The sequence below is a fragment of the Pimelobacter simplex genome (assembly GCF_900114845.1).
Taxonomy (GTDB): Bacteria; Actinomycetota; Actinomycetes; order Propionibacteriales; family Nocardioidaceae; genus Nocardioides; species Nocardioides simplex.
In genome coordinates, this window is record NZ_FOUK01000002.1 from 481,684 (window position 1) to 505,729 (window position 24,046).

General features: G+C 76.4%; 23 protein-coding genes. 3 read left to right on the forward strand and 20 right to left on the reverse strand.

Going from position 1 to position 24,046, the window contains the following annotated elements:
• The 20 genes from BM223_RS09930 to BM223_RS10025 all read right to left on the reverse strand — a co-directional run bounded on the left by BM223_RS09930 (window position 1) and on the right by BM223_RS10025 (window position 21,155).
• Window positions 1-636: a hypothetical protein gene (locus tag BM223_RS09930; RefSeq protein ID WP_038678040.1), complete on the reverse strand. Its 636-nt coding sequence runs from the start codon at window positions 634-636 to the stop codon at window positions 1-3.
• A gap of 5 nt (window positions 637-641) precedes the next feature.
• On the reverse strand, window positions 642-1,802 hold the full coding sequence (locus tag BM223_RS09935; RefSeq protein ID WP_082003620.1) for a cellulase family glycosylhydrolase: 1,161 nt from the start codon (window positions 1,800-1,802) through the stop codon (window positions 642-644).
• Window positions 1,799-2,581 carry a polysaccharide deacetylase family protein gene (locus tag BM223_RS09940; RefSeq protein ID WP_052138448.1) on the reverse strand — a complete coding sequence of 261 codons (783 nt, stop codon included), beginning with the start codon at window positions 2,579-2,581 and terminating at the stop codon, window positions 1,799-1,801. Before BM223_RS09940 ends, BM223_RS09935 begins: the two co-directional genes overlap by 4 nt.
• 23 nt (window positions 2,582-2,604) lie before the next feature.
• Window positions 2,605-3,168 (reverse strand): YveK family protein, encoded by a 564-nt coding sequence (locus BM223_RS09945; RefSeq protein ID WP_141267220.1) that lies wholly within the window; start codon window positions 3,166-3,168, stop codon window positions 2,605-2,607.
• Window positions 3,165-4,547: an O-antigen ligase family protein gene (locus BM223_RS09950; RefSeq protein WP_038678036.1), complete on the reverse strand. Its 1,383-nt coding sequence runs from the start codon at window positions 4,545-4,547 to the stop codon at window positions 3,165-3,167. Before BM223_RS09950 ends, BM223_RS09945 begins: the two co-directional genes overlap by 4 nt.
• Window positions 4,544-6,673 carry a glycosyltransferase gene (locus BM223_RS09955; protein ID WP_038678034.1) on the reverse strand — a complete coding sequence of 710 codons (2,130 nt, stop codon included), beginning with the start codon at window positions 6,671-6,673 and terminating at the stop codon, window positions 4,544-4,546. The genes BM223_RS09950 and BM223_RS09955 overlap by 4 nt, the downstream gene beginning before the upstream one ends.
• 50 nt (window positions 6,674-6,723) lie before the next feature.
• Window positions 6,724-8,064 (reverse strand): tyrosine-protein kinase domain-containing protein, encoded by a 1,341-nt coding sequence (locus tag BM223_RS09960; RefSeq protein ID WP_038678032.1) that lies wholly within the window; start codon window positions 8,062-8,064, stop codon window positions 6,724-6,726.
• Between the two features lie 11 nt (window positions 8,065-8,075).
• A complete protein-coding gene (locus BM223_RS09965; RefSeq protein ID WP_052138446.1) occupies window positions 8,076-9,116 on the reverse strand; it encodes a glycosyltransferase family 4 protein in 1,041 nt (346 codons plus the stop codon).
• A 6-nt stretch (window positions 9,117-9,122) separates the two neighbouring features.
• Window positions 9,123-10,067 carry a hypothetical protein gene (locus tag BM223_RS28900; protein ID WP_038678031.1) on the reverse strand — a complete coding sequence of 315 codons (945 nt, stop codon included), beginning with the start codon at window positions 10,065-10,067 and terminating at the stop codon, window positions 9,123-9,125.
• Between the two features lie 24 nt (window positions 10,068-10,091).
• On the reverse strand, window positions 10,092-10,793 hold the full coding sequence (locus tag BM223_RS09975; protein WP_052138445.1) for a sugar transferase: 702 nt from the start codon (window positions 10,791-10,793) through the stop codon (window positions 10,092-10,094).
• Complete coding sequence (locus BM223_RS09980) at window positions 10,790-11,194, reverse strand: hypothetical protein (RefSeq protein ID WP_038678029.1); 405 nt, start codon at window positions 11,192-11,194, stop codon at window positions 10,790-10,792. Before BM223_RS09980 ends, BM223_RS09975 begins: the two co-directional genes overlap by 4 nt.
• 75 nt (window positions 11,195-11,269) lie before the next feature.
• Entirely contained in the window at window positions 11,270-13,858 is a 2,589-nt protein-coding gene (locus BM223_RS09985) for a CHAT domain-containing protein (RefSeq protein WP_038678028.1), read from the reverse strand.
• Window positions 13,859-13,871: 13 nt separating this feature from the next.
• A complete protein-coding gene (locus BM223_RS09990; protein WP_038678026.1) occupies window positions 13,872-14,468 on the reverse strand; it encodes a hypothetical protein in 597 nt (198 codons plus the stop codon).
• Entirely contained in the window at window positions 14,462-15,070 is a 609-nt protein-coding gene (locus tag BM223_RS27860) for an RNA polymerase sigma factor (RefSeq protein ID WP_052138444.1), read from the reverse strand. Before BM223_RS27860 ends, BM223_RS09990 begins: the two co-directional genes overlap by 7 nt.
• 291 nt (window positions 15,071-15,361) lie before the next feature.
• Entirely contained in the window at window positions 15,362-16,882 is a 1,521-nt protein-coding gene (locus tag BM223_RS10000; RefSeq protein ID WP_235319226.1) for a dynamin family protein, read from the reverse strand.
• Window positions 16,883-16,919: 37 nt separating this feature from the next.
• Window positions 16,920-18,584 carry a GTPase domain-containing protein gene (locus BM223_RS10005; protein WP_052138442.1) on the reverse strand — a complete coding sequence of 555 codons (1,665 nt, stop codon included), beginning with the start codon at window positions 18,582-18,584 and terminating at the stop codon, window positions 16,920-16,922.
• Window positions 18,585-18,656: 72 nt separating this feature from the next.
• A complete protein-coding gene (rsrA, locus tag BM223_RS10010; RefSeq protein ID WP_052138441.1) occupies window positions 18,657-18,947 on the reverse strand; it encodes a mycothiol system anti-sigma-R factor in 291 nt (96 codons plus the stop codon).
• Window positions 18,947-19,681, reverse strand: a complete 735-nt coding sequence (locus BM223_RS10015) for a sigma-70 family RNA polymerase sigma factor (protein WP_200887101.1) — start codon at window positions 19,679-19,681, stop codon at window positions 18,947-18,949. Before BM223_RS10015 ends, rsrA begins: the two co-directional genes overlap by 1 nt.
• Before the next feature lie 14 nt (window positions 19,682-19,695).
• Complete coding sequence (locus BM223_RS10020) at window positions 19,696-20,370, reverse strand: alpha/beta hydrolase family protein (RefSeq protein ID WP_038678024.1); 675 nt, start codon at window positions 20,368-20,370, stop codon at window positions 19,696-19,698.
• Entirely contained in the window at window positions 20,367-21,155 is a 789-nt protein-coding gene (locus tag BM223_RS10025) for an SOS response-associated peptidase (RefSeq protein ID WP_052138439.1), read from the reverse strand. The genes BM223_RS10020 and BM223_RS10025 overlap by 4 nt, the downstream gene beginning before the upstream one ends.
• A 49-nt stretch (window positions 21,156-21,204) precedes the next feature.
• On the opposite strand from BM223_RS10025, the gene BM223_RS10030 reads away from it, so the two are divergent.
• The 3 genes from BM223_RS10030 to rsgA are packed head-to-tail and all read left to right on the forward strand — an operon-like array spanning window position 21,205 to window position 24,046.
• The gene (locus tag BM223_RS10030; RefSeq protein ID WP_038678023.1) at window positions 21,205-21,717 is read left to right on the forward strand and encodes a DoxX family protein; all 513 of its coding nucleotides are present in this window, start codon (window positions 21,205-21,207) and stop codon (window positions 21,715-21,717) included.
• Window positions 21,718-21,730: 13 nt separating this feature from the next.
• A complete protein-coding gene (aroA, locus tag BM223_RS10035; RefSeq protein ID WP_038678021.1) occupies window positions 21,731-23,029 on the forward strand; it encodes a 3-phosphoshikimate 1-carboxyvinyltransferase in 1,299 nt (432 codons plus the stop codon).
• Window positions 23,030-23,044: 15 nt separating this feature from the next.
• The gene (gene rsgA, locus BM223_RS10040) at window positions 23,045-24,046 is read left to right on the forward strand and encodes a ribosome small subunit-dependent GTPase A (RefSeq protein ID WP_038678018.1); all 1,002 of its coding nucleotides are present in this window, start codon (window positions 23,045-23,047) and stop codon (window positions 24,044-24,046) included.

The window sequence follows — 24,046 nt, forward strand, 5'->3', positions numbered from 1 at the left end:
TCAGGCCTCCGGGCGCCGGCCGTCGGCGAGGACCCGCTCCAGCGCGGCGCAGCGGTCCCGCAGGGCGCCCAGCAGGTCGGCGAGCTGGCCGGTCGCGGTGGCGAGCACCTCGTGCAGGGCGGCGCCGGCGCCGAGCGCCTCCTCGAGCTCGGCGCGGGCCTCGGCCCGGGCGCGCTCGGCGGCGAGCTCGCCGGCCGCGGACTCCTCCGCGATCCGGCGCCGGGCCGCGCGCTCGGCGTCCGGGACGGCGGTGCGCCGCGCCTCGGCGCGCAGGTTGGCGGCGGTCTCCTCGGCCTGGGCGGTGAGCTCGCCGGTGAGCTGGTCGACCCGGTCGCTCCAGGTGCGGCCCCAGGCCTCGACGTCCGCGGAGATCCGGCGGGCGTCGGCCTCGGCGGCGGCCCGGATCCGGGCGGCGACCTCGGCCGCCTCCTGGACCACGGACGCGCCCTGGGCGGACGCCTCGGCGTGCTCGCGACGGGCCAGGGCGAGCAGCTCGTCCGCCTGGTGCCGGGCGTCCTCGGTCGCGGAGCGCGGGGCGACCGGGCCCGCGAGCAGGTCGTCGATCCCGGCCCACCCCTCGCGGCGTACGGGGCGCTCGGGGCGCTCGGGTCGCTCGGGTCGCTGGCGTGGGAACATCGGGCTCACCGCCCCGCCCGCTTCGTCCGCTTCGCCTCGGCCTCGAAGGCGCGCAGCGCGGGCTTCGGGCGCAGCCCGGCGGTCAGCAGGCCGAAGCCGTCCTGGTAGGACGCCGAGCGGCCGTCGACGTCGCGATACCAGATGATCGGGCCGACGTAGGGGTACCGGTCGCGGATGAGCTCGACCGCCTGGCGCAGGTAGCGCGCCTGCTGGCGCGGCGTGACCGGGCGGTCCCAGGGGTTGCCCTCGTTGTCGGTGCCGGACGACCAGCCGAGCTCGGTGACCCAGATCCGCTTGCGCTGGTCGCCCCACTCGTCCATCACCGCCCGCATCGCCGGGGTATGGGTGAGCCGCCAGACGGCGCCGACCGCCGGGGTGTCGGGCGCCGCGTCGCTCGGCCCCACGTACGGGTGGGTGGCGAGCGCGTCGAAGCAGTCCTGGGCGCCGGCCTGATAGGCGCGGCGGAGCCAGGCGTCGTCGTTGTACATGAGCCCGCCGAGCAGGACCGGGGAGCTGTCGTGCTCCTTGACCGCGGGATAGGCCGCGCAGAGAAGCCGGGTGTACGTCGCCGGGTCGGCGCCGGTGAAGAAGCCGTCGAAGTTCGGCTCGTTCCAGATCTCCCAGGCGGCGACCTGGCCGGACCAGCGCTCGGCCGCCCGGCCCAGCGCCCGCGCGTAGTCCTGCGGGTCGTCCGGCGGCGCGTGCAGGCTGCCCGACGCACTCGCCCAGGGCGGGGTGAGCCAGAACGACAGGATGACCTCCAGGCCGTTGGCCCGGGCGCCGGCGAGCACGTCATCGATCAGGTCGACGTACCACTGCGCGAACGGGCCGGGGCCGTCCGGCTCGAGGGTCGACCAGCCGACGTCGACGCGGACCCAGTGGCTGCCCGCGGCGCGCAGCCGCTTCATCACCCGCAGCGCCCGGCGCGCGTCGGTGCCGTGGTGCGCGGAGAGCTGGAAGCCGAGCGTGCTGTCGGGCGCCACCGCGCGCGACCGGGCCGGCGGCCCGGGCGCGGTCTCCTGCGGGGCGCTCGGCGCGGCGGTCGGCCCGGGAGGGCGCGCGCCGTCGTCCGAGCGGGCGTCGAGCTGCCAGGGCAGCGCGGCGCCGAGGGCCCAGAGCCCGACGATGCCGAGCACCACCAAGCAGCGACGTAGGACCGTGCTCATCGTCCACCTCCGGTGGCCTCGTGCGGGTGGCAGTCCTCGCGCGGCGCGCGGCCGACGAGGTCGTGCGCCTTGCTGCGCAGCAGCGGGAACCGGTTGGTCGCGTGCCGCAGCCGGGGGTAGAGCCGGTGCAGCTTGATCCGGAACGAGCGCAGGGTGTCGGTGGCGTTGACATCGACGCGGCCGGTCGCGAACGGCCCCGCCGCGTCGTGGACGGCGAACGCCGCGTCGTACCCGGCCGCGCGCACCGCCGAACGCACCCGCGCGTCGTGGGTGCCGTAGGGGAAGGCGTAGGACCGCACCGGGCGGCCCACCACCTGCTCCAGCTCGGCCCGGGCCGCGACCACGTGCCGGTCGAGGTCGGTGTCGCCGAGCGTGGTGAGGTCGGCGTGGTCGAAGCCGTGCGCGCCGATCGCCATGCCGTCGGCGGCGACCTCGCGCAGCTCCGCGGCGCCCATCAGCGGGTGCCGGTGGCGCACGGGCAGCCAGTCCGAGCTGCCGCCGACGAGCCCGGCCGGCACGTAGAGGACGCTCGGCACCCCGAACGACGCGAGCACCGGGGCGGCGTGCTCCCCCACGCCGACGTACCCGTCGTCGAACGTGATGAGCACCGAGCGGCGCGGCACCGGGGTGCCCGTGGCCGCGGACAGGTAGGTGGCCTCGTCGATGGGGACGTAGCCCGCCTCGAGGAGGTGCTCCACCTGGTCGCGGAAGGCGCGTGGCGTGACGAACATGCCGTGCGGGTCGCGCGTGGCGCTGACCCGGTCGACACCGTGGTACATCAGGACTCGGACCCGGGGCGTGCTCACGGCACTCGCTGCCTGATCTGGTAGATGCCGCCGGCGAGCAGCAGGCCGGCCAGGGTGAACAGCGCGGCGAGGTAGAGGCGGCGGGGCGGGTCGGAGGTGACCCCGGCGCTGCCGGCCTGGACGACGACCACGACCTTCGCCGTCTCGTCGGACTCGCCGAGCTGCTCGGCCCGGGCGGTGAGTCCGTTGGCGACGTCGATGGCCGCCTCCTTGCTGGTCGAGGAGACCGCGATCCGGATGGTCGACGTCCCCGGGTCGCGCGTGGTGGTCACGCTGACCTCCGGGCGGTCGGACGAGCGGTCCGCGGTGCTGGCGACGAGGGCGGCGGTCTCCTTGGCGCCGAGCGCGACGCCGTACTCGTGCGCCTGCATCTCGATGCTGTCGGCCGACTGCTCCGCGGTCAGCGGGCGCAGCGCGATCGCGCTCGTCGCGGTGTAGGTGGTCGGCATCAGCACGATCAGCTGGACGCCGAAGGTGACCAGCAGCGCGAGGCCACCGACCAGCAGTCCGATCGAGCGCCACTGCTCCCGCTGGCGCCGGGCCTGTCCCTCGGTGCTCACCATCGTCGTCTCTCTCCTGTTGCGGGGTGGTTCGGTACGGCGGGACGGGGCTCGTCGCCCTCGTCGGGGGCGCCGCGGGCCTCGACCGTCATCGCCATGCCGAGGAGGGTCCACACGAGACCGGCGACGATCGGGTTGCGCAGCGGCATGTCGAAGATGCAGTGGACGACGACCGCGGTCAGCGCCGCGAGGACCGCCATGCTCCGCACCCGCGTGGGCGCGCCGGGGCGCACCGGCCCCGGTCCGGCGAGCACCTGGCGCCGCGCCGCGACGACGCAGCCGGCGACGACGACCAGGCCCAGGGCCAGCCCGATCACGCCGCGGTCGGCCAGGATGGTCAGCATCAGGTCGTGCGGGTGGTCGGCCGGCTCGGCCGAGATCGTGCTGCCGGCCTGGCCGGCGGCGACCTTGAACCCGCTCGGGCCGACGCCGAACCACGGGTGCTCGGAGGCCTGGCGCCAGGCCTCGGCCCAGATCAGCGGGCGGTCGTCGTACTGGTTCTGGGTCGGGTCGCCCAGCGAGCGCAGCCGCGCGCCGACGACGCCGAGCACCGGCGTCGTCGCCGGCAGCAGGACGGCGGTCGCGGCCGCGCCCAGCACCGTCGCACCGACGCCGGCCAGTGCACGCCGGGTGGTGGGCTCGCAGATCGCGAGGCCGGCCAGGGCGACGACGCCGCCGATCCACGCGCCGCGCGACATGCTCATCGCCCAGGCCGCGACCAGGCAGGCAGCGGCGATGCCGAGCACCACGGTCCGGCGGCGCGAGCCGGCGCTGACGAGCGCCACGACGGTCAGCGGGAGCAGCGCGGCGCAGAAGATGCCGAGCTCGTTGGGCTGCGAGAAGGGCCCCGTCAACCGGCCCAGGACGACGCTGCCGCCCTCGGCGGCCTGCAGCGAGCCCGCCGAGGCCAGGGCCGTCGCGGCGACCACGCCGCCGACGACGACCAGCAGGTCGACGGCGTCGACCTCCCGGCCGGGCCGGAAGGCGACCACGACCGCGAGCCCGTAGCCGAGCGTGAGCAGGGAGATGAGGACGCTCGGGACGGCCCGGTCCGGGTCGACTCCCGTCGCCGCCGACACGACGCCGGCCGCGACGCTGAGCGCCAGGCCCAGGAACATCAGCGACGGCGGCAGCGAGATCCGGTCGAGCACCAGCAGCCGCAGCACCAGCACCGCGGGCACGGCCATCGCCACGTAGGTCAGGCTCAGCCCGGCGCCCGGCACCGAGGTGTCGCCGAAGGGCAGCACCACGATGACGAGCGCGACGGCGAGCGCGAGCGGCCGGCCGCCGGCGGCGGACGCCTGCGGGCGCGCGTCGTCGAGGACGACGGGGCGGTAGCCGCGCAGGCCCGGGAGCGGTGCGGCGGTGGGGAGCGTCACGAGGCGGACCTCCGGCGCAGCGCGGCCGACACCGCGCCGTACGCCTTGGCGAGGTCACGCGCCGCGGCGACGCCCGGGACGAGCGCCAGCGTCCGGACCGGCGCGGGTCCCCGCGCGGCCCGCACCGCGGGGAGCGAGAGGTAGCCGGTGGCACCGGCGAGCGCGAGCCCGCGGGAGCGGGGGCCGCCGCGCAGGGCGACCACCGCCGCCACGCCGTAGGCCGCGACCCGGGCGAGGTCCCGGCTCAGCAGCCGCCGGTCGAGCGAGTAGCCGCTGCCCTCGCCGTACCGGCGGTACATCGTCAGGTTGGCGCGGAAGGTCGGCCGCTGGGCCCAGACCACCTCGGCTTCGCGGACCATCGCGGCCCGGGCCCCCGCGGCGACGACGCTGCGCCCGAAGAGCACGTCCTCGCCGGTGGCCAGGTCCTCGGGGAAGCCGCCCGCCGCGCGCCAGGCGTCGCGGCGGAAGGCCACCGAGCGGCCGGTGGGCATGGTGGGGTCGAAGCTGCGGCCCAGGAACCGGCCGTAGACCCGGACCAGCGGGGTGGGCCGGGCGAGCTCGTCGACCATCGGGTAGCCGACCGCGGCGAGCGCGTGCTCCCAGGCCCGGTGCGCCTCGACGCTGTAGGTGCCCGTCCACAGGCCGACGTCCGGGTGCCGGTCGAACGCCCGGCGGAGGGCGGCGAGCCAGCCCGGGACCGGCACGCAGCCCGCATCGGTGCAGGCGATCGCGTCGTGGGTGGCGGCGGCGATGCCGAGGTTGCGGCCCTGCGAGATGCCCGCGCCGGGCTCGACCAGCAGCCGGACCCGGGGGTCGCGCGCGGCCAGGCCGGCGAGCAGCGCGGTGGTGCCGTCACGCGAGCCGCCGTCGACGACGAGCAGCTCGTCGTCCGGGCCGAGCTGCGGCAGCAGCGCGTCGAGGAGCGAGCGGACGGCGTCGAGGTCGTCGAGCACGGTGGTGACCACGCTGACCGGAGGGCCGGCCGGGTCGCGCCCGGCACCGGGGCGGTGCGCGAGGTCGGCGAGGAAGTCGACGAGCGTGTCGGCGGCCTCGGCCGCCTCCGCGAAGGCGTCGGCACGGCGGGCGGCCGCGGCGCCCAGGCTGCGACGGGCCTCGGCGTCGGCGAGCCGGGCGAGCGCGGCGGCGACGTCGTCGGGGCGACCGGGGGCGACGACCACGGCGCCGTCCCCGGCGACCTCGTCGACCGGCGGGACGGCGACCACGGGCACGCCGCCGGTCACCGCCTCCAGGGCGGCCATGCCGAACGCCTCACGCACCCACGGCTCGGCAGGCGTCGGCCGGGTCAGCACGGCGACCGCGTCGAAGGCGGTCACGAGCCGCCCGAAGTCGGCGACCTCGCCCAGGAAGCGCACCCGGCCGGCGACGCCGAGCGCGGCGGCGAGGGCGGCCAGCCGGTCCCGCTCCCCCGGCTCGGCGGGGTCGGCGATGCCGGCGACCGCGAGGTCCCAGGCGTGCGCGCCCGGCTCGGCGAGGGCGCGGACGGCGTCCTCGATGCCCTTGTAGGCGGTCAGCCGGGCGCCCATGCCGAGCAGCAGCCGGCCGTCGGCGACGTCGACCCCGAGCTGTGCCCGGGCCGCGGGACGCGCGACCGGACGGGGCATCCGCGGCGGCGGGAGCACCAGGCCGTGCCGCGGGCGGCGCCCCTCGGTGAGCCAGGCGCTGGTCGAGACCTGGCCGTCGGTCAGCCGGTCGAGCAGGTCGACGACCCGGCCCGCGAAGGAGGCGTCGTGGCGCACCCAGACCACCGGCACGCCGAGCAGCCGCGCGACCGGGGCCGTGATGAGCGCGGCCTTCACCCCGTGCGCGACGACGACGTCGGGCAGGATCCGCCGCAGGTGCGGCAGGAGCCGGGCCTGCGAGCGGGCGACGCCGGCCGCGGAGCGCTCGGCCGGCAGCACGACGACGTCGTGACCGCGGGCGGCCCACTGCGCGGCCGCGGGGCCGTCACCGAGCGCGACGACGGCGAGGTCGAGCCGGTCGGTCGCGTCCGCGAGGTGGAGCTGCCAGCGCTCCGCCCCACCGAGCACGCCGCCGGCCTGCACCACGCACACCCGCAGCCGGGACGGCGCGGGGCCGGGGCCCGGGTCGCGGCGGCGCTGGGTCATCGTGGGTCCTCTCGGGTCGTCGTCGTGGTCGAGGTCGTGGTCGGGGTGGCTCAGAACGAGCGGCTGCGCCGGCGCCGGCGGGTGGGCTTGACGCCCAGCAGGACGCTGCCGAGGATCCGCAGCCGGATCCCGCGCAGGTGCTCGGCGGCGCGGCGGACGAAGCGCGGGTGCACGCGGCCGGAGGGGACGGTGAGCAGCATCGCGCCGTGGATCGCCATGATCCGCGCGTCCTCCGAGCCGGACACCGGCGGCGCGTGGGCGATGACCACGTCGTAGGCGTCCTCGGTGTCCTGGAGCAGGCCGCGGAAGCGCATCTCGAGCAGGCTGGGCGCGGCCAGGTGGGCGTGCCCGACCGGCAGCACGTGCACCTGCGGGGTCGGGCCGACGATCACGGCCTCCTCGAAGGTGCAGGTGCCCGCCATGACGTCGTACAGGCCGGGCTCGCCGGGCGAGTCCAGTGCCGGGTGGACGGCGCCGTCGCGGTCGGCGTTGACCACGAGCACCCGGTGGCCGACCTCGGCCAGCGCGGTGGCCAGGTTGATCTCGGTCCAGCCGGCCCACGGGTCCGAGCCGCTGGCGGAGGCGACGACGAGCAGCCGGCTCGGGTCCTCGGCGCTCGCGAACTCCACCGCGATGCGCAGCGCGCGGATCGACTGGAACTCCTCGGCGTCGAGCTCGAGCGCCGGGACGCCGTCCGGGTCGGCCGGCTTGGGGATCACGCCGAGCACCGTGGTCTCGGAGACCTCGCCCATCTCGTCGGGGTCGGTCACGGTGCGGAACATCCGGTCCGCCGCCACCGCCGCGGCCGCCGCGAGCAGCAGCGCGAGCACGAGGCCGGCGAGGCTGGTCAGCGGGATGTTCGGCGAGCTGAAGGTGTCGGGCGCGACCGCCGACTCGGTCACGTGGTAGTCGAACGACCCGTTGCTCGGGTCGTGCGCGGGCAGCGCCTCGACCACCAGGTTGGCGATCCGGGCGGCCTTGTCGGGATCGGTGTCGCGCACCGACACCTGCACGATCACCGTGCCCTCGACCACCTCGCCGCGCACCTCGTCGGCGAGCCGGGGCGCGGAGCGGCCGGAGATCTTGCCCGCCACCTCGTCGAGCAGCGGCCGCGACGCGGCGACGTCGGCGATGGTGCCGAGCAGGTCGTTGTAGCTGACCGCGGACGGCGGCAGCTCGGCCTTCGGCGTGACCGCGATCCGCGCGGTCGCGGTGTACTCGCGCTCGGCCAGCACCAGGCCCGCCGCGACGACGTTCGCCACGAGGGCGAACACCAGCAGCACCACCCACTTGCGGCGCCACAGCAGCGCACCGGCGGCCCGCAGGCCGCCGCGCACCGTGAGGGTGCGGGCGCCGTCGTGCTCGATCGGGTCCAGGGATGTCGTGGGCATGGCGGTCGGTCCTAACTGAGGATCAGTGCTGCTGCGGGGGTGTGCTGGTACGCGGTGCCGAGTCGGCGCCGCTGCGCCGAGACGGAGTGGTCGGCGGCGAAGGCCAGCGAGCTCTGCTGCTCGGCCGACCACTGGGACGGGTCGTGCAGCCCGGCCACCCGGAGCGCGATGTCCTCCGGCGACGAGGCGAGGCCGGGGACGCTCAGGCTCTCCAGGGTCGGGATCCGCCGGGCGACGATCGGCAGGCCCACCGAGGCCGCCTCGATGACGCTCACCGGCGCGCCCTCCCAGGCCGCCGTGTGCACGTAGACCTGGGCGGACGCGAGGCGGCGCACGACCTCCTCGCGGGGCAGCCAGCCCGAGACGGCGATGCCGCCCTCGCGCAGCTCGGCCTCGGCGCCGGCGTCGCCGCCCCCGAGCCACTCCCACTGCGCCGGCCAGGCGCCGGCGTGGTCGAAGGAGCGCTTGGCCGCCAGCAGGTGGCGCCAGTCCTTCTGCGCGCTGATCCGGCCCACCGTGACGACGCGCAGCGGCGCGGCGAAGCGGGCCCGCTCGTCGGGCACGTGCAGTGCCCGGTTGGGCACCGTGACGACGCGGCGGTGGCCGAGGTCCCGGGCGAGCACGGCCTCGTGGGGCGAGCAGGCGACCAGGACGGCCGTCCGCCCGACGAGCGCGCGCTCGACGCGCCGGATGCCCGCCCGGGGCGCGGCGCCGATGTCGCGCCGCTCGAAGGCGAAGCAGTGCGGGCTGTAGAGCACGTCGACGTCGAGCTCGATCCCCCGCGCGAGCATCCCGGCGTACGACGAGTGCGCGTGCAGGACGTCGGGGGCCAGGTCGTCCACCTCGGAGCGCAGCGCCCGCGCCGCGGCGAGCGGACGGCGCGGCAGCGCCCCGGTGCTGTCGAACACGCCCCGCTCGTCACCGGTGTCCGCGTGGTCGCGGCGCGGCCAGGTGAGCAGGTGGTGCTCGATGTCCGGGGTCGCGTCGACCATGGTGAGGACGGAGCTCAGCACTCCTCCCCCCAGGGACTCGACGAGGTGGACGACGCGCATGACCGGTCAGTCCTCGTCGGACTCGCCGCGGAAGATCGCGCCGAGCTGGCGGCCGCTGCGGGCGGCGGCCTCGGTGCTCTCCGTGGTCTCGGTGGTCTCGGTCTCCGGCTCCGCCTCGGCCTCGGCCTCCGGCTCGGGCTCGGGCTCGGGCTCGGTCGCCTTGGCCGGCTCGGGCTCGGGCACGGGCACCGGCGGGTTGCGCCGGGTCTCCTCGAGCAGCGCGTCGATGGCCTGCAGCTGGTCCTTGACCGCGGCCATCGCCAGGTCGAGGGCGTGCGCCACGTCGGCCATCGAGGACTGCAGACCCGTCCCGAGGTCGGCTGCCTGGTGCAGCACCTCGCGGGCCCGGCCGCGGATCTCCTCGGCGTCGCGGGCCCCGCGGGCCGCCGCCTCGCCGACGTAGAGCCGGGCGGTCTGCTCGGCCTCGGCCATCGCGGCGCGCATCGCCTCGGTGCGGATGTTCTCCGCGTCGCGCTCGGCCTCCTTGGTCAGCGTGTCGGTGGCGACCTCGACCCGGGCGCGCTGGGCCTTGACCCACTCGATCGCCTCGAACCGGGTCCGCTCGGCCTCCGCGGCCGCGTCGGCCCGGACCCGGTCGGCGACGTCGGTGGCCTCGACGACGATCTGCTCGGCCTGCTCGGTGGCGTCGTTGCGCGCCTGCGCGGCCATGGTGAGCATCTCCTGCGCCTGCTGCTGCGCGTCCCGGGTCGCACGCAGGGTCGCGGCGTGCTCGGTGACCGACAGCGGCGCGGGCGCCTCCGCGGGCGGCTCCGCCGGCGGGGCGGACGGCGGTGCGGACGGCGGCGCCGTGGGCGGTGCCGTCGGGGCCGGGGTGGCCGGGGTGGCCGGCGCCTCGGGCGCGGACTCGCTCCCCTGGAGCTCGGCCAGGACGTCGTCGAAGGCCGCGGCGGCCTGGGTGGCGCGGTCGCCGGAGCGAGGTCGGTTGAACATCGTGGGGTCTCCTCGGTTGGTGGGTCAGTAGGCGCCGCGCGCGCGAAGGACCGCCGGGACGGTGCGGAGCAGGATCCGCAGGTCCAGCGCGAGCGAGCGGTGGTCGATGTAGTGCAGGTCGAGGTCGACGGCGTCGTCCCAGGCCAGGTCGCTGCGACCGCTGACCTGGGCCAGCCCGGTCACGCCCGGGCGCACGGCACAGCGGCGGTGCTCGCGCGGCACGAACCGCGCCACCTCGCGCGGTGTCGTGGGGCGCGGGCCGACGAGCGCCATCGTCCCGTTGAGGACGTTCCACAGCTGCGGCAGCTCGTCGAGCGAGGTCCGGCGGAGCCAGCGGCCGACCGGGGTCACCCGCGGGTCGCGGCGCAGCTTGTCGAGCGGACCGGAGCCGTCGTTCGCGACGGCGAACAGCGCCTCGGCCCGGGCGGCGGCGTCGCGGCGCATGGTGCGGAACTTGAGCACCACGAACGGGCGGCCGCCGTGACCGATCCGCTCCTGGCGGAAGAGCACCGGACCGCGACTGGTGCCCACGACGAGCAGCGCGACGAGCAGCAGGAGCGGCGCCAGGAGCAGCAGCGCGGCCGCGGCGAACGTCCACTCGAGGACCCGGCGGGTCCGCCCGTGGTCGAGGACCTCGAGCACCAGTGCCGGGGCGGGCGCCGGCGGCGCGGCCGGGGCCCGGTGCGGCGGCGAGAGGACGGAGGCCGGCTCCGGCAGGGCGCTCATGGCTCCGCCCGGTCCGGGACGCCCAGGTCGGCGAGCCCCGCGGCCCGCAGCTCGACCCGGTACGCCTCGCGCACGGTCGCCATCAGCCGGTCCGCCTCGTCGAGCCGCGAGCTGAGCACGGTCAGCCCCGCGTGCCGCAGCGAGTCGGCGTGCCCGAGCGCCTCGCTGACGATGCCGCGGGCCTCCCGGTCGGCCTCGGCGAGCTTCTCGGTGGTCAGCCGCAGCGTCATGGAGCGCAGCCGCTGGACCTCCTTGGTGACCAGGCGCAGCAGCCGCGCGGCCTCCGCAGGGTCGACGACGGCGGCGTGCTCGAGCCGCTCCAGGAGGCGGTCGATCTCCCGGTGCGGGAGAAAGGCGGGCCAGTCCGGGGCCGGGTTCGAGTCGCTGTCAGGCTGCGTCACACAGCACAGGTGCGGGTCCGGGTGGTGGTTGATCCACCGATCCGGAAGTTTTTTCCGGGGACTTCCCGCGAGGCCTCAGGAGCCGGGCGTGAAGTAGCGGAACGCCGCCCAGTGGTAGGGGTGCGGATGGGTCCGCGCGACCGCCCGGCGGGCCGCGCCGAGCGCCGTCCGCGGGGGGTCCCCGGCCGCGATCCGCTCGTAGAAGCGGGCCATCAGGGTGACCGTGACGGCGTCGTCGACCGGCCACAGCGAGGCGACGACGCCCGCCGCCCCGGCGCTCAGGCACGCCCAGGCCAGGCCGATCGGGCGCTGCAGGTCGTCGGCGGCGCGACCCGACCCGCAGGCGCTGAGCACCACGACCCGGCCCCTCATGTCGAAGCGTCCGTCGACCAGCTCGGCCGCGGTCAGCCAGCCGTCGCCCAGGCGCAGCGCCGAGAAGAGCGGGTTGCCGGCGTGGAAGCGCCCGTGCGCGGCGACGTGGACGACGTCGGCCGAGCGCATCCGCCGGGCCAGCGCGAGCGCCGTCGCGGCGGCACCGACCCGGATCTCGGAGCGGACCAGGGTGGCCGCGATCATCGCGGCCTCCGTCGCGATCGCCGGTGCCTGGTCGTCGGGGACGGCGAGGACGAGCACCCGGAGGGCGTCCGGGTGGGACCACGGGCCGGCGTCGGCGTCGGCCAGGTCGAGCGGGCACGGGTCGCCGGCCCCGGTCAGCTGCCGGTGCCAGGGACCGCCGACGTCGAGCAGCGCGTCGAAGGGGACGCCGAGCAGGTGCCGGTGCGCGGCGACGGGCACGGCGTCGTGGCCGACGTCGGCGAGGAGGTCCTCGAGCGGCAGCACGAGCTGCCCGTAGAGGGCGTCGAGCGACGGCGACGTCGCGGAGGTGGCGCCGACCACCGAGACGAGGTGGCACTCCTGCTGCCAGGCGGCGACGAGCCGGGCGGTCTCCCGGCCGGCGCCGGGCAACCGGCGCACGTGCACCTGCCCCTCGCGGATCACGAACGCGATCACGTCGGCGCCGCTGACGTAGAGCTCGAGGGCCGGGCCCTCGGGGACGGGCGGCAGGTCCGGCGGTGCGGTGGGCCGGGCGGTCCCCGCGCGGCGGCGGGCGGACTCGATGAGGCTGTCGACGTCGGCCGCGGAGACGGCGGCCTCGTCGACCTGCCACCCCAGGGCGTGCCCGCGCAGGGTGGCGAACGCGCTGGCCTTCGCGCTGCTCACCCGCTGCCAGGCCTCGATCAGGGCCCCGTGGCCGCCGTCCTCGAGGAGGACGTCGATGAGCTGGTCGCTCGCCTCGGCGAGCAGGCCGCCGTGCCGGCCGCCGATCCGCGGGCGCTGCACCAGCAGGTGGCCCATCTCGCAGGCCGCGCGCAGCTCCTCGGCGGCCTGCTTGGTGCAGCCGGACTCCTGGAGGCGGCGGGCGCGGACCATCCGCAGCTCGAGCCGCAGCTCGGGCTGACCGAGCCGGTCGACCTCGGCGGAGGCGGCGGCGATCCGCGCCTCGGCGTCGTCGGGGTCGCGGGTGGCGCGGGCCAGCAGGATCGCGGCCCGGACCCGGGTGGTGTCGGTGACGGTGTCGTCCTGGAGCAGCCGGCCCAGGAGCAGCTGCGCCGCGTCGCGCTGCTCGGCCCCGCGGGCGAGCAGGATCCGCGCCTCGTCGCGGACGACCACGTCGCCGCACTCGGTGGCGAGCTGCTCGGCGGCGGTGAGGGCGTGCCGGGCGAGATCGGTCCGGCCGAGGCGCTGCGCGGCGACGGCGCACACGAGCTCGGCCCGGGCGCAGGCCGCGATCCGGCCCGACGCCCAGAAGGCGTCGCGCGCGGCGCGGCCGCGCTCGTAGGCCTCCTCGGCCAGGCCGACGCCCAGCTGCGCCTCGGCCAGCGCCCGGTCGCGCTCGCCGAGGCCGCTGCCGAGCTCAATGAGCTCCGGGCCCACCCGCTCCAGCAGCACCATCGCCGAGACCGGGCTGCCGGCCGCGGCGAGCGCCTCGGCGATCGGGACGACGGCCGCGGCGGCGAGCCGGGTCGCGCCCACGGCCAGCGCCTCGCGGCGCGCGTCGCAGAGCAGCTCGATGGCCCGGTGCACCAGCCCGTCGGCGACGAGCACCTGTCCCCGGCGCAACGCGATCCGGGCGACCTCGTAGCGGTCGCCGAGCCGGCGGGCGAGGTCGTCGGAGAGGTCGAAGTGGCGCACCGCGCTCGCCAGGTCGCCGGTCGCGGCGTGCGCGCTGCCGAGCTGCTGGTGGGCGGTGAGGTGGAGCCGCGTCGCCAGCTCCTCGTCGACCGCGCTGCCCTGCTCGATGCCGGTGAGGATCCGCTGGACGACGAGGATCACGTCGGCGTACTCCCCCGCCGCGAGCATCACGTCGGTGCGCCCGAGCATCGCCTCGCGGGCCTCGAGCGAGCGCCCGGCGGCGAGCCACGCCATCCGGGAGAGCTGGTAGCCGGTGATCGCGCCGAGCAGGTCGCCACGGTCGAGGCAGAGCCCACCCCGGATCCCCTCGAGCCGGCCCCGGTGCTCGTGGTCGTGCTCCCGGTCGGCCAGCGCCGCGGCCTCGTCGAGGAGCACGGCGCAGCCCTCGAGGTCGCTGCGGCGCAGCACCTCCGCCTCGTCGATCAGCCTCGTGAGCGCATGCTCGCGAGCGTCGACCACCTCGACGACCACGGGCGGACCGCGCTCAGGCCTGGGCCAGGTCGAGCGTGGCGCTGACCCGCACGTCGCGCACGGCGATGCGCAGCTCGTCGATGGTGACCGGCACCTGGGTGAGCTCGAAGCGGCCGTCGGCCGTGGTGCGCGCCCGCCGCCGGACCGCGCCGGCCTCGAGCAGCGTGACGTCGGCCGCCGCGGAGCCGTCGTCGAGCAGCAGCAGCCCGTGCAGGTCCACCTCGCCCCCGCCCGCCCGCCGGACCTCGACCACGAACCGTCCGTGCTCGGTCTCGAACGCCAGGTGGGTGTGGTCGAGGAGGTCGGCCGACCGGGTCCCGGTCATCGCCTCGCGGGTGTCGTAGAGCAGGCGGGCGCTGGCCCAGCGCACCTCGGGCGGCAGGTTCGACGCGTCGTCGAAGAGCGCCCGCAGCCGGGCGCTCAGCGCGGGCGGCGGCGTCTCGAGCGGCAGCCGCCGGGCGTCGGCGAGGAACTGCGTCATCCACGCCGCGGCGTCGGCCGAGCTGTCGTCGGCGGCCACGACGGCGGCCACCCGGTCGGCCTGCTCGTCGGAGAGCCGGCCCTCGATCCAGTCGACGATCTCGGTGAACGTCGGGCGCCGGGTCACCATGCCTCGTCCTCCGTGAGGATCGCGCGCAGCTTCTCCAGGCAGCGCCCACGCAGCGGGCCGATGCCGCCGATCGAGCGTCCGAACCGCGCCGCGATCTCAGCGTAGCTGGGCGACTCGGGGTCGAGGTAGAGCGCCTCGAGCAGGCTGCGGCAGGTGCCGCCCAGCTCGGCCAGCCCGTCGTGCAGGGCGAGGACGGCCGCCCAGTCCTCGGACGAGTCGTCGACGATGTCGGGCGCCTGCTCGAGCTGGACGTCGCGCCGGCTGAGGTTGCGCACCCGCCACGCCTGGCGCCGGGTCACGGTCATCAGCCACGACGCCAGCCGCTCCTCGTCGCGGAGCCGGCCGAGGGCGTCGAGCAGGGCGACGAAGGTGCCCTGGGTGACGTCGGCGGCGTCCTCCTCGGAGAGACCGTTGCGGCGCGCGACCGAGTAGACGAGCCGCTCGTAGCGGGTGACGAGCAGGTTCCACGCCTCGCCGTCCCGGCGCCGGCAGCGCTCCAGCAGCTCGGCGTCGGTGGGCTCGGCGACCTGGACGCGAGAGGCGCGGGGCGGGCGCAGCGGGATCACGGTGGCCGAGGAAGGGTGGCTCGGCCGGTCGGGCACGCCGTCAGGATCGGGCGCTGCCAGTGCTTCGGAGGACCGGGACGTCATCGTGGGTATCGACTTTCGGGTGCGGGAGCCGGAGCGCGATCGGCGCGTGGCTCCCTGCGCGGGTCGACCGTGGTTCCGAGTGTCCTCGGCCGGGTCGGCCCGCGACTGCTGGTGGGCTGGTGGGCTGTGGAGCTGGGGAGCGGTCCCGAGTCCGCTCATCTCCAGAACGCCCGCCCGCGCTCCCCCGTCACGCAGGGGGGCGGCGGCGTTCTCATACCTGATATGCCGCGCCGGGACGGCGGATCACCGGCCGGCTCGCGCGGTCGCGGCTCTGTCCAGACCTGCCCGGAACCGGCCGTACGACGCCAGCTCGGCGCGCACCGGATCGAGCACCTGGGTGCGCAGCACGCGGGCGATCACGCGGCCGCTCTCGTCGTCCGTGCGGGCCTCGGGCAGGTCGGCGCCCGCACCGCGCGTCCGCCCCGCGACGTGGGCGCCGAGGGCGAGCGCGACACCCGCCGCCAGCAGCGCGGCCCCGGCCGCCGTGCCGGCGCCGGTGACGAGCAGGACGAGGCCGGCCGCGGCGGCCACCAGGCCGGCGGCACGGGCCAGGGCCCACGGGCCGCGCACCTGGCCCCCGGACCGGGGCTCGGGTGCGGGCTCGGGCAGTGCGGCGAGCTCGGCGTCGAGCCGGTCGGCGGTGCGGTCGAGGTGGGCGGTGGCGGCGGCACGGACCGGCGCGCCCCACGCCGCGGTCAGGTCCCGGGCGAGGTCGTCGGCGAGCGAGCGGACCGCGGCGTTGACCGCCGAGCGGTCGACCGGACCGCGACGCCGGGCGCCGGCCGCCTGCGCGACCCGGCGCTCCAGGTCCGCGACCCACACGTCGGGGATCGTGCCGGACGCGTCCCCCGCCGCGGCGCGCAGCCGCTCGGCGGCGGCGCTCACGTCGGCGAGCGCCCGCCGCTCGGCATTGCGGTTCTCCTCGACCCGGCGCACGATCGCGGTGCGCAGCTCGTCGATGCCCAGGCCGTGCCGGGCACTGACCCCGAGGATCCGCGGGTCGCGCATGCCGTCGGCCACCAGCACCTTGCGCACGTCGCGCAGCAGGTCGGGCCGGACCTCCTCCGGCACCGTGTCGAGGTGGTTGAGCACCACCATGGTCACGTCGCGGTGCCCGGCCAGGGGGCGCAGGAACCGCTGGTGGATCGCCGCATCGGCGTACTTCTGCGGGTCGACCACCCAGATCAGCGCGTCGGCCAGCGCGACCACGCGCTCGGCCTCGTCGTGGTGGGCCGTGCGGATCGAGTCGTGGTCGGGAAGGTCGAGCAGCACCAGGCCCTCCGGGAGGGAGCCGCGGGGCGCGCAGGTCGCCAGCTCCGAGCGCCGGAACCGGCTCTCCTCCGGGACGTCGAGCCAGTCGAGCAGCGCGGTCACCTCGGCGGCGTCCTCGTCGTCGCTCCAGACCAGGGCCGTGGCGCGCGACGTCGTCGGCCGCTGCGCCCCCGCCGTCGAAAGGTCGGCGCCGGCCAGCGCGTTGAACGTCGTCGACTTGCCCGAGCCGGTGGCGCCCGCGATCGCGACGACCGTGGCCGACGTCGACAGCCGGAGCCGTCCCGTCGCCCGCTCGACCGTGGCCGCGACGTCGTCCAGCAGGACGTCGTCGAGCCGGCCGCGGCCCTCGGCGACCGCCCGCTCCAGGCCGTCGAGGCGGTGCCGGACCGGTCCCGTCGCCCCGGCCTGCTCGGCCGGTTCAGCCGGTACCTCCCGGAACGCCGCGCCCAGTCCTCCGCTGCCGCCGGTGCCCATCGGGGCTCCCTCCCTCATGGTGCTCACTTCCTCAGCTCGTCAGCTCGTCAGCTCGTCAGCTCGTCAGCCCCGCGACGCCGTGCCCGGCGGCCCGGAGCCGCTCCGGTGCGGCCGGGGTCAGCCGCCAGCCCAGCACCGGTGCCAGGTAGCGGTCGCGCTCGCCGTCGAGCAGGGCGGCCACCGTGGTCCGGAGCCCGGCCCGTGCGGCCGCCACCGGCCCGCGTCCCTGCTGGTCGTGGTCGGCGTGGCCGGCGTGGTCGGCGTGCTCGGTGCCGGGCGCCGCGATCGCGCACACGGCGAGCGCCGCGGCGATCCCGCGGGCCGCCGGGTCGTCGACGAGGCCGCGGCGCCAGGCCGCGACGTCCTGCCGGGTCCGGGCCGCGAGCCGGGCACCGGGGCGGGTGAGGTCCTCGTCGCTCCAGCTCAGCAGGGCGTCGCCGTGCCCGGTGGCCTGGAGCCGGCGCGCCGCCGTCCCCGCGGCCCGCTCGGCGTGGTCGGCCACGAGCGCCTCGAGCGCGAGGTCGAGGGCGAGCTCGAGCCGGACGAGTCGGGCCTCCTGCCGCTCCGGTGGCGTCGCGAGCAGCCGCTCGCGCACCCGGCGCACCATCTCGGTCATCGGCAGCGCGGCGTCGGTGCCGACGAGGTCGCTCCACTGCGAGCGCAGCTCGCCGCGCAGCACCGTGCCGTCGGTCAGCGCCGCCAGCAGCGCGGAGCGCGCCGTCGCGTAGGACGCGTCGACGACGGCGAGCAGCTCGCCGATGGCGGCCACCTGCTCGTCGGCCGCGTCGGCGACCGCGGCGGCGACGGTGCCGGCCTGGGCGACGGCCCCGGCCACGCACTGCCGTGCGATCGACCGGCGGGTCGCGGGCGAGGCGGACAGCTCGTCGAGCGCGCCCCGGATCTGGGCGACCTGGGGCGAGCGGAGCAGGCCCTCCTCGACCGCGCCGTGCTGGACGAACACCAGCTTGCCGCGCCCGATCCCCCGGGCGTCGAGCTGCACGGTGAGGTCGGCCGAGACGGTCGCCAGGTCGTCGGCGGGGATCCGGTTCATCACGACCAGGAGCGGGGTGTCGCGCTCCCGGGCGATCGCGAGCTGCTCCCAGGGCAGCTGGTCGGCATAGCGGGCGGCGGAGGTGACGAAGAGCCACATGTCGGCGGCGGCGAGCAGCCGGGTGGCCAGCGTCCGGTTGGTGAGGTCGATGGAGTCGAAGTCGGGCGCGTCGATCAGCGCCACCCCCGGCGGCACGGCCGGCGTGCCGACGAGCTGGAGCGAGCCCGGGTCGTGAGTGGGCGCGTCGACCCGGTCGAAGGCCGGCAGGATCCCGTCGCGGCCGAACCAACCGGCGTCGTCGGGATGGTGGACCAGCACCGGCGAGCGGGTCGTGGGCCGGATCATGCTCGAGTGCGAGACCACCTCGCCGACGAGCGTGTTGACGAGGGTCGACTTGCCGACCCCGGTCGGTCCGCCGACGACGACCAGGAGCGGCCGGTCCGGAGCGCTCAGCCGGGGCAGCAGGTAGTCGTCGAGCTGCTCGAGGAGCTGGCTGCGCCGCGAGCGCAGCTCGCCGGTGCCCGGGAGCGCGAGCGGCAGCGGTGCGTCCAGGAGGGCGGTGCGCAGCGCGGTGGCCGCGGCTGTCGGCTCACGGGACGGGTCGGCCGGGTCGGCCGGTGCCGGCGGGACGAGCAGGCGCGAGCCCGGGCTCGCATCGACCGCTGTCACGCCACCTCAACGGGCGCTCAGCCGGCAGGGCACGGGTGCGCGGCACCCCGTGACCAGATCCGAGAACGAGCCTCAGGCGTCGGTGATCCGGACCTGGACCTGCTGGATCTGGATGCGGACCCGCTCGCGCAGCTCGGCCGGCGCGGTCTCGCCGCAGGAGCGGGCGACGACGGCCTTGACCGTGCGCTGCAGGTCGTAGCGCTCGAGGCAGGGGCTGCAGGAGTCGATGTGGGCCCGGACGACGGCACAGTCACCGGCCTCGAGCTCGTTGTCGATCAGCCGGACGATGCGCTCGAGGAAGTCGGCACACTCGGCGTTGCTCGGGTCGTCGCTGACGTGGATGTGCTCGGTGTGGTCGGACATCACAGGCCTCCGTCGAGGGGGGCGTCGCCGCCCGTGCGGACGTAGTCGGACAGCATGTCGCGCAGCTGACGACGGCCGCGGTGCAGGCGGGACATGACCGTCCCGATCGGCGTGTCCATGATCTCGGCGATCTCCTTGTACGCGAAGCCCTCGACGTCGGCGAGGTAGACCGCGAGCCGGAACTCCTCGGGCAGGCGCTGCAGCGCGTCCTTGACCTGGCTGTCGGGGAGGTGCTCGAGCGCCTCCATCTCGGCCGACTTGAGGCCGGTGGAGGTGTGCGCCTCGGCCCGCGCGAGCTGCCAGTCCTCGACGTCGCCGGTGTCGCCGGCGAGCGACTGCTGCGGCTGGCGCTGCTTCTTGCGGTAGTTGTTGATGAACGTGTTCGTCAGGATCCGGTAGAGCCACGCCTTGAGGTTGGTGCCGGGCCGGAACTGGTGGAACGCCGAGAACGCCTTCGCGAAGGTCTCCTGGACCAGGTCCTCGGCGTCGGCCGGGTTGCGGGTCATCCGCATGGCGGCGCCGTAGAGCTGGTCGAGGAACGGCAGGGCGTCGCGCTCGAATCGGGCCGCGCGCGCCTCGGGGGTCTCCGTGGCGACGTCGACCTCCTCGCCGGCGCCCTCAGCGGGGGCGGTGGCGTCGAGGTCGGCGTCCAGGGACGAAAGGTCGGAAGTCTCGGTCATCGCGTCCCAGCCTACGGTGCTTCCCGTCGTGGGGCGCTCCAGCGTCGCGATCATGAAGGCCGAACGCCTCAGGTGCCGGAGGCATTCCCCACGCCGGCGACCTCGCGCACGATCCACTCGAGCGCCGACTCGACCACGATCCCCATCGCCTCGTCCTCGGACAGCGGCCCCTTCTTGGGGACGGCGAGCCCGTGGTCGGCCCCCGGGACGACGGCCAGGTCGGCGCCGCCGGGCAGCGGGTCGGGGAACTCCTCGGGCCGGCCCATCGGGTCGCGCTCCCCCTGGACGACGAGCGTCGGCACGCCGGCCTCGGCCACCCCGGCCAGCTCGGCGAGCCGGGAGCGCTCCGGCTTGCCCGATGGGTGCAGCGGGAACGAGAGCGCGAGGCAGCCGGCGGCGCCGAGCTCGACCGCCGTCCGGCAGGCCGAGCGGGCGCCCGCCGAGCGGCCGCCGACGACCAGCGGGGTGCGGACCCGCAGCGCCGCGGCCGCGGCACGCAGGCCGACGTCGAGGGTGGGCGGCGGGGTCGCGACCTTGCGCCCGGCCCGGCGCCACGGCTGCTCGAAGCGGGCCACGGTGATCCCCTGGCCGGGCAGCTGGGCGGCCAGCGCGGCCAGGTCACGGGCCTCGATGCCGCCGCCGGCGCCGTGGCTGACGAGGAGGGTGGCCAGCGGCCGGCGGGCCCGGCGGACGACGAGGCGTCCCTCGCCGAGCTCGGTGGGGACGATCCGCTCGTCGCTCACAGCAGCGTCCCCTGTCCGTCGTGGTCGTCGTGGTCGTCGGGCCCGGCGTCGTCGAGCGGGACGGGCTCGACCAGCTCGGGACCGTTGTTGGCGACATTGCCCACCGCCGTCCCGACCGGGTACGCCGTGAGGCCGGTCTGCTGCGCGGGGCGCAGCAGCGCGGGCAGCTCGCCGGCGGGCGTGCGCGGGTCGAGCCACTCGTGGCGCCGCTCGGGCGTGACCAGGAGCGGCATCCGGTCGTGGATCCGGCCGAGGTCGTCGCTGGCCTCGGTGGTCAGCACCGTGCAGGTCCAGCGGAACCGGTCGTCGGCGTCCTCGGGCTTGCTCGGGTCGCGCCAGATCTCGTAGAGCCCGGCCATCGCCAGCACCGACCCGTCGCCGGGGGTGATGAAGAAGGGCTGCTTCTTCGGCTTCCCCTTGGCCGTCTTCTGCTGCGTCTCGTACCACTCGAAGTAGCCGTCGGCCGGCAGGATGCAGCGCCGGGCCGCGAACGCCTTGCGGAAGGCGGGCTTCTCGGCGACGGTCTCGATGCGGGCGTTGATCATCCGGCTGCCGATGCTCGCGTCCTTCGCCCACGACGGCACCAGTCCCCAGCGCAGCGCGCGCAGCTGGCGCACCGGCTCCTCGCTGCCGTCCTTGGCCATCCGCTCGAGGACGGCGTAGACGGGGTCGGTCGGGGCGACGTTCCACGACGGCGGGATCGCCTGCTCGAGGCGCGGGTCGAGCACCTCGAACTCCTCGACCAGGTCCTCAGGGCTCCGACTGGAGGCGTAGCGCCCGCACATGCGGCCAATCTAGCGGTCTGCTCCGACCCTGGCCGGGTACCTGCGGGCCATGGCACTGAGCAGACTGATCGCCCGGCCGTTGCTGGCGTCGTACTTCCTCGCGAACGGCGCCCAGGACCTCAAGGACGCGCCCGCGCTCGCACAGCAGGCAGCACCGGTGACCGAGCAGGTCGTTCCGGTCGTCGACGGCGCGACGCCGGACAGCGTCCGGCTCCCCCGCGACCCGGTGCTGTGGGTGCGGGCCAGCGGCGTGATCCAGCTGGCGGCCGGCCTCGGCCTGGCCACGGGGCGGTTCCCGCGGCTGTCGTCGGCGGTGCTGGGCGCGACGCTGGTGCCGTCGACCGCGGCCCGGCACCGGTTCTGGGAGGCGACCGACAAGGCCGAGCGGCGCGAGCAGCTGACCCACTTCCTCAAGAACGCCGCACTGGCCGGCGGACTGATGATCGCCGCGCTCGACACGGCCGGGAAGCCGGGTCTCGCCTGGCGCACCCGGCACGCGACGCACGACGCGCGGCGCGAGGCAGTGCTCCTCGGCACCAAGGCGAAGGCGCACCTTCACTAGACTCGGGCGGGAGATGACGACTCCCGCGCAGCACGCCGACCTCTGGCCCGCCCCCACCGTGACCGCTCCGGTCGCGGCGACCGTCACCCTTCCCGGCAGCAAGTCGCTGACCAACCGGGCCCTGGTGCTGGCCGCGCTGGCCGACGGTCCGTCCGTCGTCCGCCGGGCGCTGCGCTCGCGCGACACCCTGCTGATGGCGCAGGCGCTGACGGCGCTCGGCGCCCGGGTGGACACGTCCGGCGACGACTGGGCGGTGACGCCGCTCGACGGCTCCGTGCCCGGCGACCGGGCGGCGGTCGACTGCGGCCTGGCCGGGACCGTGATGAGGTTCGTGCCGCCGGTGGCCGGCCTGGTCCGCGGCGAGGTCGCCTTCGACGGCGACCCGCACATGCGCAAGCGGCCCGTCGGCGAGATCCTCGCCGCGCTGCGCGCCCTCGGCCTGCAGATCGACGACAGCGACGGCGCGCTCCCCTTCACCGTGCACGGCACCGGCCCGGTGCCGGGCGGAACGGTGGTGATCGACGCGTCGGCGTCCTCGCAGTTCGTCTCGGCGCTGCTGCTCGCCGGCGCCCGGTTCGAGGCCGGCGTCGACGTGCGCCACGACGGCAAGCCGATCCCGTCGCTGCCCCACATCGAGATGACGATCGCGATGCTCCGCGACCGCGGGGTCGCCGTCGACGACGGCGACGCGAACCGCTGGGCGGTGGCGCCCGGCCCGATCGGGGCCCACGACGAGGCGATCGAGCCGGACCTCTCCAACGCCGCCCCCTTCCTGGCGCTCGCCGCGGTCTCCGGCGGCACGGTCACCGTGCGCGACTGGCCGGCGAGCACCACCCAGGCCGGCGACGCGCTGCGCGACCTCCTCGCCCGCATGGGCTGCGGGGTCGAGCGGGTCGCCGAGGGGCTGCAGGTCACCGGACCCGCCGGCGGCTGGCGCGGGCTGCGGGGCCTCGACGCCGACCTGCACGACGTCGGCGAGCTCGCCCCGGCCGTGGCCGCGCTGTGCGCGCTCGCCTCGTCCCCGTCGCACCTCACCGGCATCGCCCACATCCGCGGCCACGAGACCGACCGGCTGGCCGCGCTCGCCGCCGAGCTCGGCGCGCTCGGCGCCGACGTCGAGGAGCACCCCGACGGGCTGACGATCCGGCCGGCGACGCTGACCGGCGGCGTCTTCCACACCTACGCCGACCACCGCATGGCGCACGCCGCCGTCATCGTCGGCGCCGCGGTCCCCGGCGTCCTCGTCGAGGACGTCGCGACCACCAGCAAGACGTTCCCCGACTTCGCCGGCTTCTGGTCCGGCCTGGTCTGAGGATCTGAGGACGCCATGCCGCGGTACGACGAGCACGACGTCGAGCACTACGACCGCCCGCGCCGGCGCACCCGTCCCCGCACCAAGGAGCGCCCCGCCCACGACGACGCCGTCGAGGGCCTCGTCGTCACCGTCGACCGCGGCCGGTTCACGCTGCTCATCGACGGGCGCACGGTGCTGGCCATGAAGGCCCGCCCGCTCGGCCGCAAGGGCGTCGTCGTGGGCGACCGGGTCCGGGTGGTCGGCGACGTGTCCGGCGCCGACGGCTCGCTCGCCCGGATCGTCGAGGTCCTCGCCCGCACCAGCACGCTGCGCCGCACCGCCGACGACGACGACCCGATCGAGCGCGTCATCGTCGCCAACGTCACCCAGCTCGTCGTCGTCACCGCGCTCGCCGACCCCGAGCCCCGGACGCGCTGGATCGACCGCGCCCTGGTCGCTGCCTACGACGGCGGCATGGCGCCGCTGCTCTGCCTCACCAAGGCCGATCTCGAGGACCCCGAGACCCTGCTGGCGACGTACCGGTCGCTGGGGGTGCCGTGGGAGGTCACCCGGCGCGACCCCGACCGCACCATCGTCGGCCTCGACGCGCTGCACGACCGGCTGCGCGGCGAGACCAGCGTGCTGATCGGGCACAGCGGCGTCGGCAAGTCCACGCTCGTCAACGCGCTCGTGCCCGACGCGCGCCGCGAGACCGGCCACGTGAACGCGGTGACCGGTCAGGGCCGGCACACGTCGACGTCGGCGCTGATGCTCCCGCTGACCGGGGGCGACGGCTGGATCATCGACACCCCCGGCATCCGCTCGTTCGGGCTCGCGCACGTCCAGCCCGAGCACCTGATCGAGGCCTTCCCCGACCTCGACGAGATGACCGAGGACTGCCCGCGCGGCTGCACCCACGGTGACGACGAGCCCGAGTGCGGGCTCGACGAGGCCATCGCCGCCGGCGAGGCCGACCCGGTGCGCGTCGCGTCGTTCCGGCGGCTGCTGGCGGCGCGGTCGGTCACCGACTACTGA

What these genes read in the sequence shown, in the direction of transcription:
- BM223_RS09930 (WP_038678040.1), bottom strand. Translation starts at nt 636, where the DNA reads ATGTTCCCACGCCAGCGACCCGAGCGACCCGAGCGCCCCGAGCGCCCC.
- BM223_RS09935 (WP_082003620.1), bottom strand. Translation starts at nt 1,802, where the DNA reads ATGAGCACGGTCCTACGTCGCTGCTTGGTGGTGCTCGGCATCGTCGGG.
- BM223_RS09940 (WP_052138448.1), bottom strand. Translation starts at nt 2,581, where the DNA reads ATGTACCACGGTGTCGACCGGGTCAGCGCCACGCGCGACCCGCACGGC.
- BM223_RS09955 (WP_038678034.1), bottom strand. Translation starts at nt 6,673, where the DNA reads ATGACCCAGCGCCGCCGCGACCCGGGCCCCGGCCCCGCGCCGTCCCGG.
- BM223_RS09960 (WP_038678032.1), bottom strand. Translation starts at nt 8,064, where the DNA reads ATGCCCACGACATCCCTGGACCCGATCGAGCACGACGGCGCCCGCACC.
- BM223_RS09965 (WP_052138446.1), bottom strand. Translation starts at nt 9,116, where the DNA reads ATGCGCGTCGTCCACCTCGTCGAGTCCCTGGGGGGAGGAGTGCTGAGC.
- BM223_RS28900 (WP_038678031.1), bottom strand. Translation starts at nt 10,067, where the DNA reads ATGTTCAACCGACCTCGCTCCGGCGACCGCGCCACCCAGGCCGCCGCG.
- BM223_RS09975 (WP_052138445.1), bottom strand. Translation starts at nt 10,793, where the DNA reads ATGAGCGCCCTGCCGGAGCCGGCCTCCGTCCTCTCGCCGCCGCACCGG.
- BM223_RS09990 (WP_038678026.1), bottom strand. Translation starts at nt 14,468, where the DNA reads ATGGTGACCCGGCGCCCGACGTTCACCGAGATCGTCGACTGGATCGAG.
- BM223_RS10000 (WP_235319226.1), bottom strand. Translation starts at nt 16,882, where the DNA reads ATGAGGGAGGGAGCCCCGATGGGCACCGGCGGCAGCGGAGGACTGGGC.
- rsrA (WP_052138441.1), bottom strand. Translation starts at nt 18,947, where the DNA reads ATGTCCGACCACACCGAGCACATCCACGTCAGCGACGACCCGAGCAAC.
- BM223_RS10015 (WP_200887101.1), bottom strand. Translation starts at nt 19,681, where the DNA reads ATGATCGCGACGCTGGAGCGCCCCACGACGGGAAGCACCGTAGGCTGG.
- BM223_RS10025 (WP_052138439.1), bottom strand. Translation starts at nt 21,155, where the DNA reads ATGTGCGGGCGCTACGCCTCCAGTCGGAGCCCTGAGGACCTGGTCGAG.
- BM223_RS10030 (WP_038678023.1), top strand. Translation starts at nt 21,205, where the DNA reads ATGGCACTGAGCAGACTGATCGCCCGGCCGTTGCTGGCGTCGTACTTC.
- aroA (WP_038678021.1), top strand. Translation starts at nt 21,731, where the DNA reads ATGACGACTCCCGCGCAGCACGCCGACCTCTGGCCCGCCCCCACCGTG.
- rsgA (WP_038678018.1), top strand. Translation starts at nt 23,045, where the DNA reads ATGCCGCGGTACGACGAGCACGACGTCGAGCACTACGACCGCCCGCGC.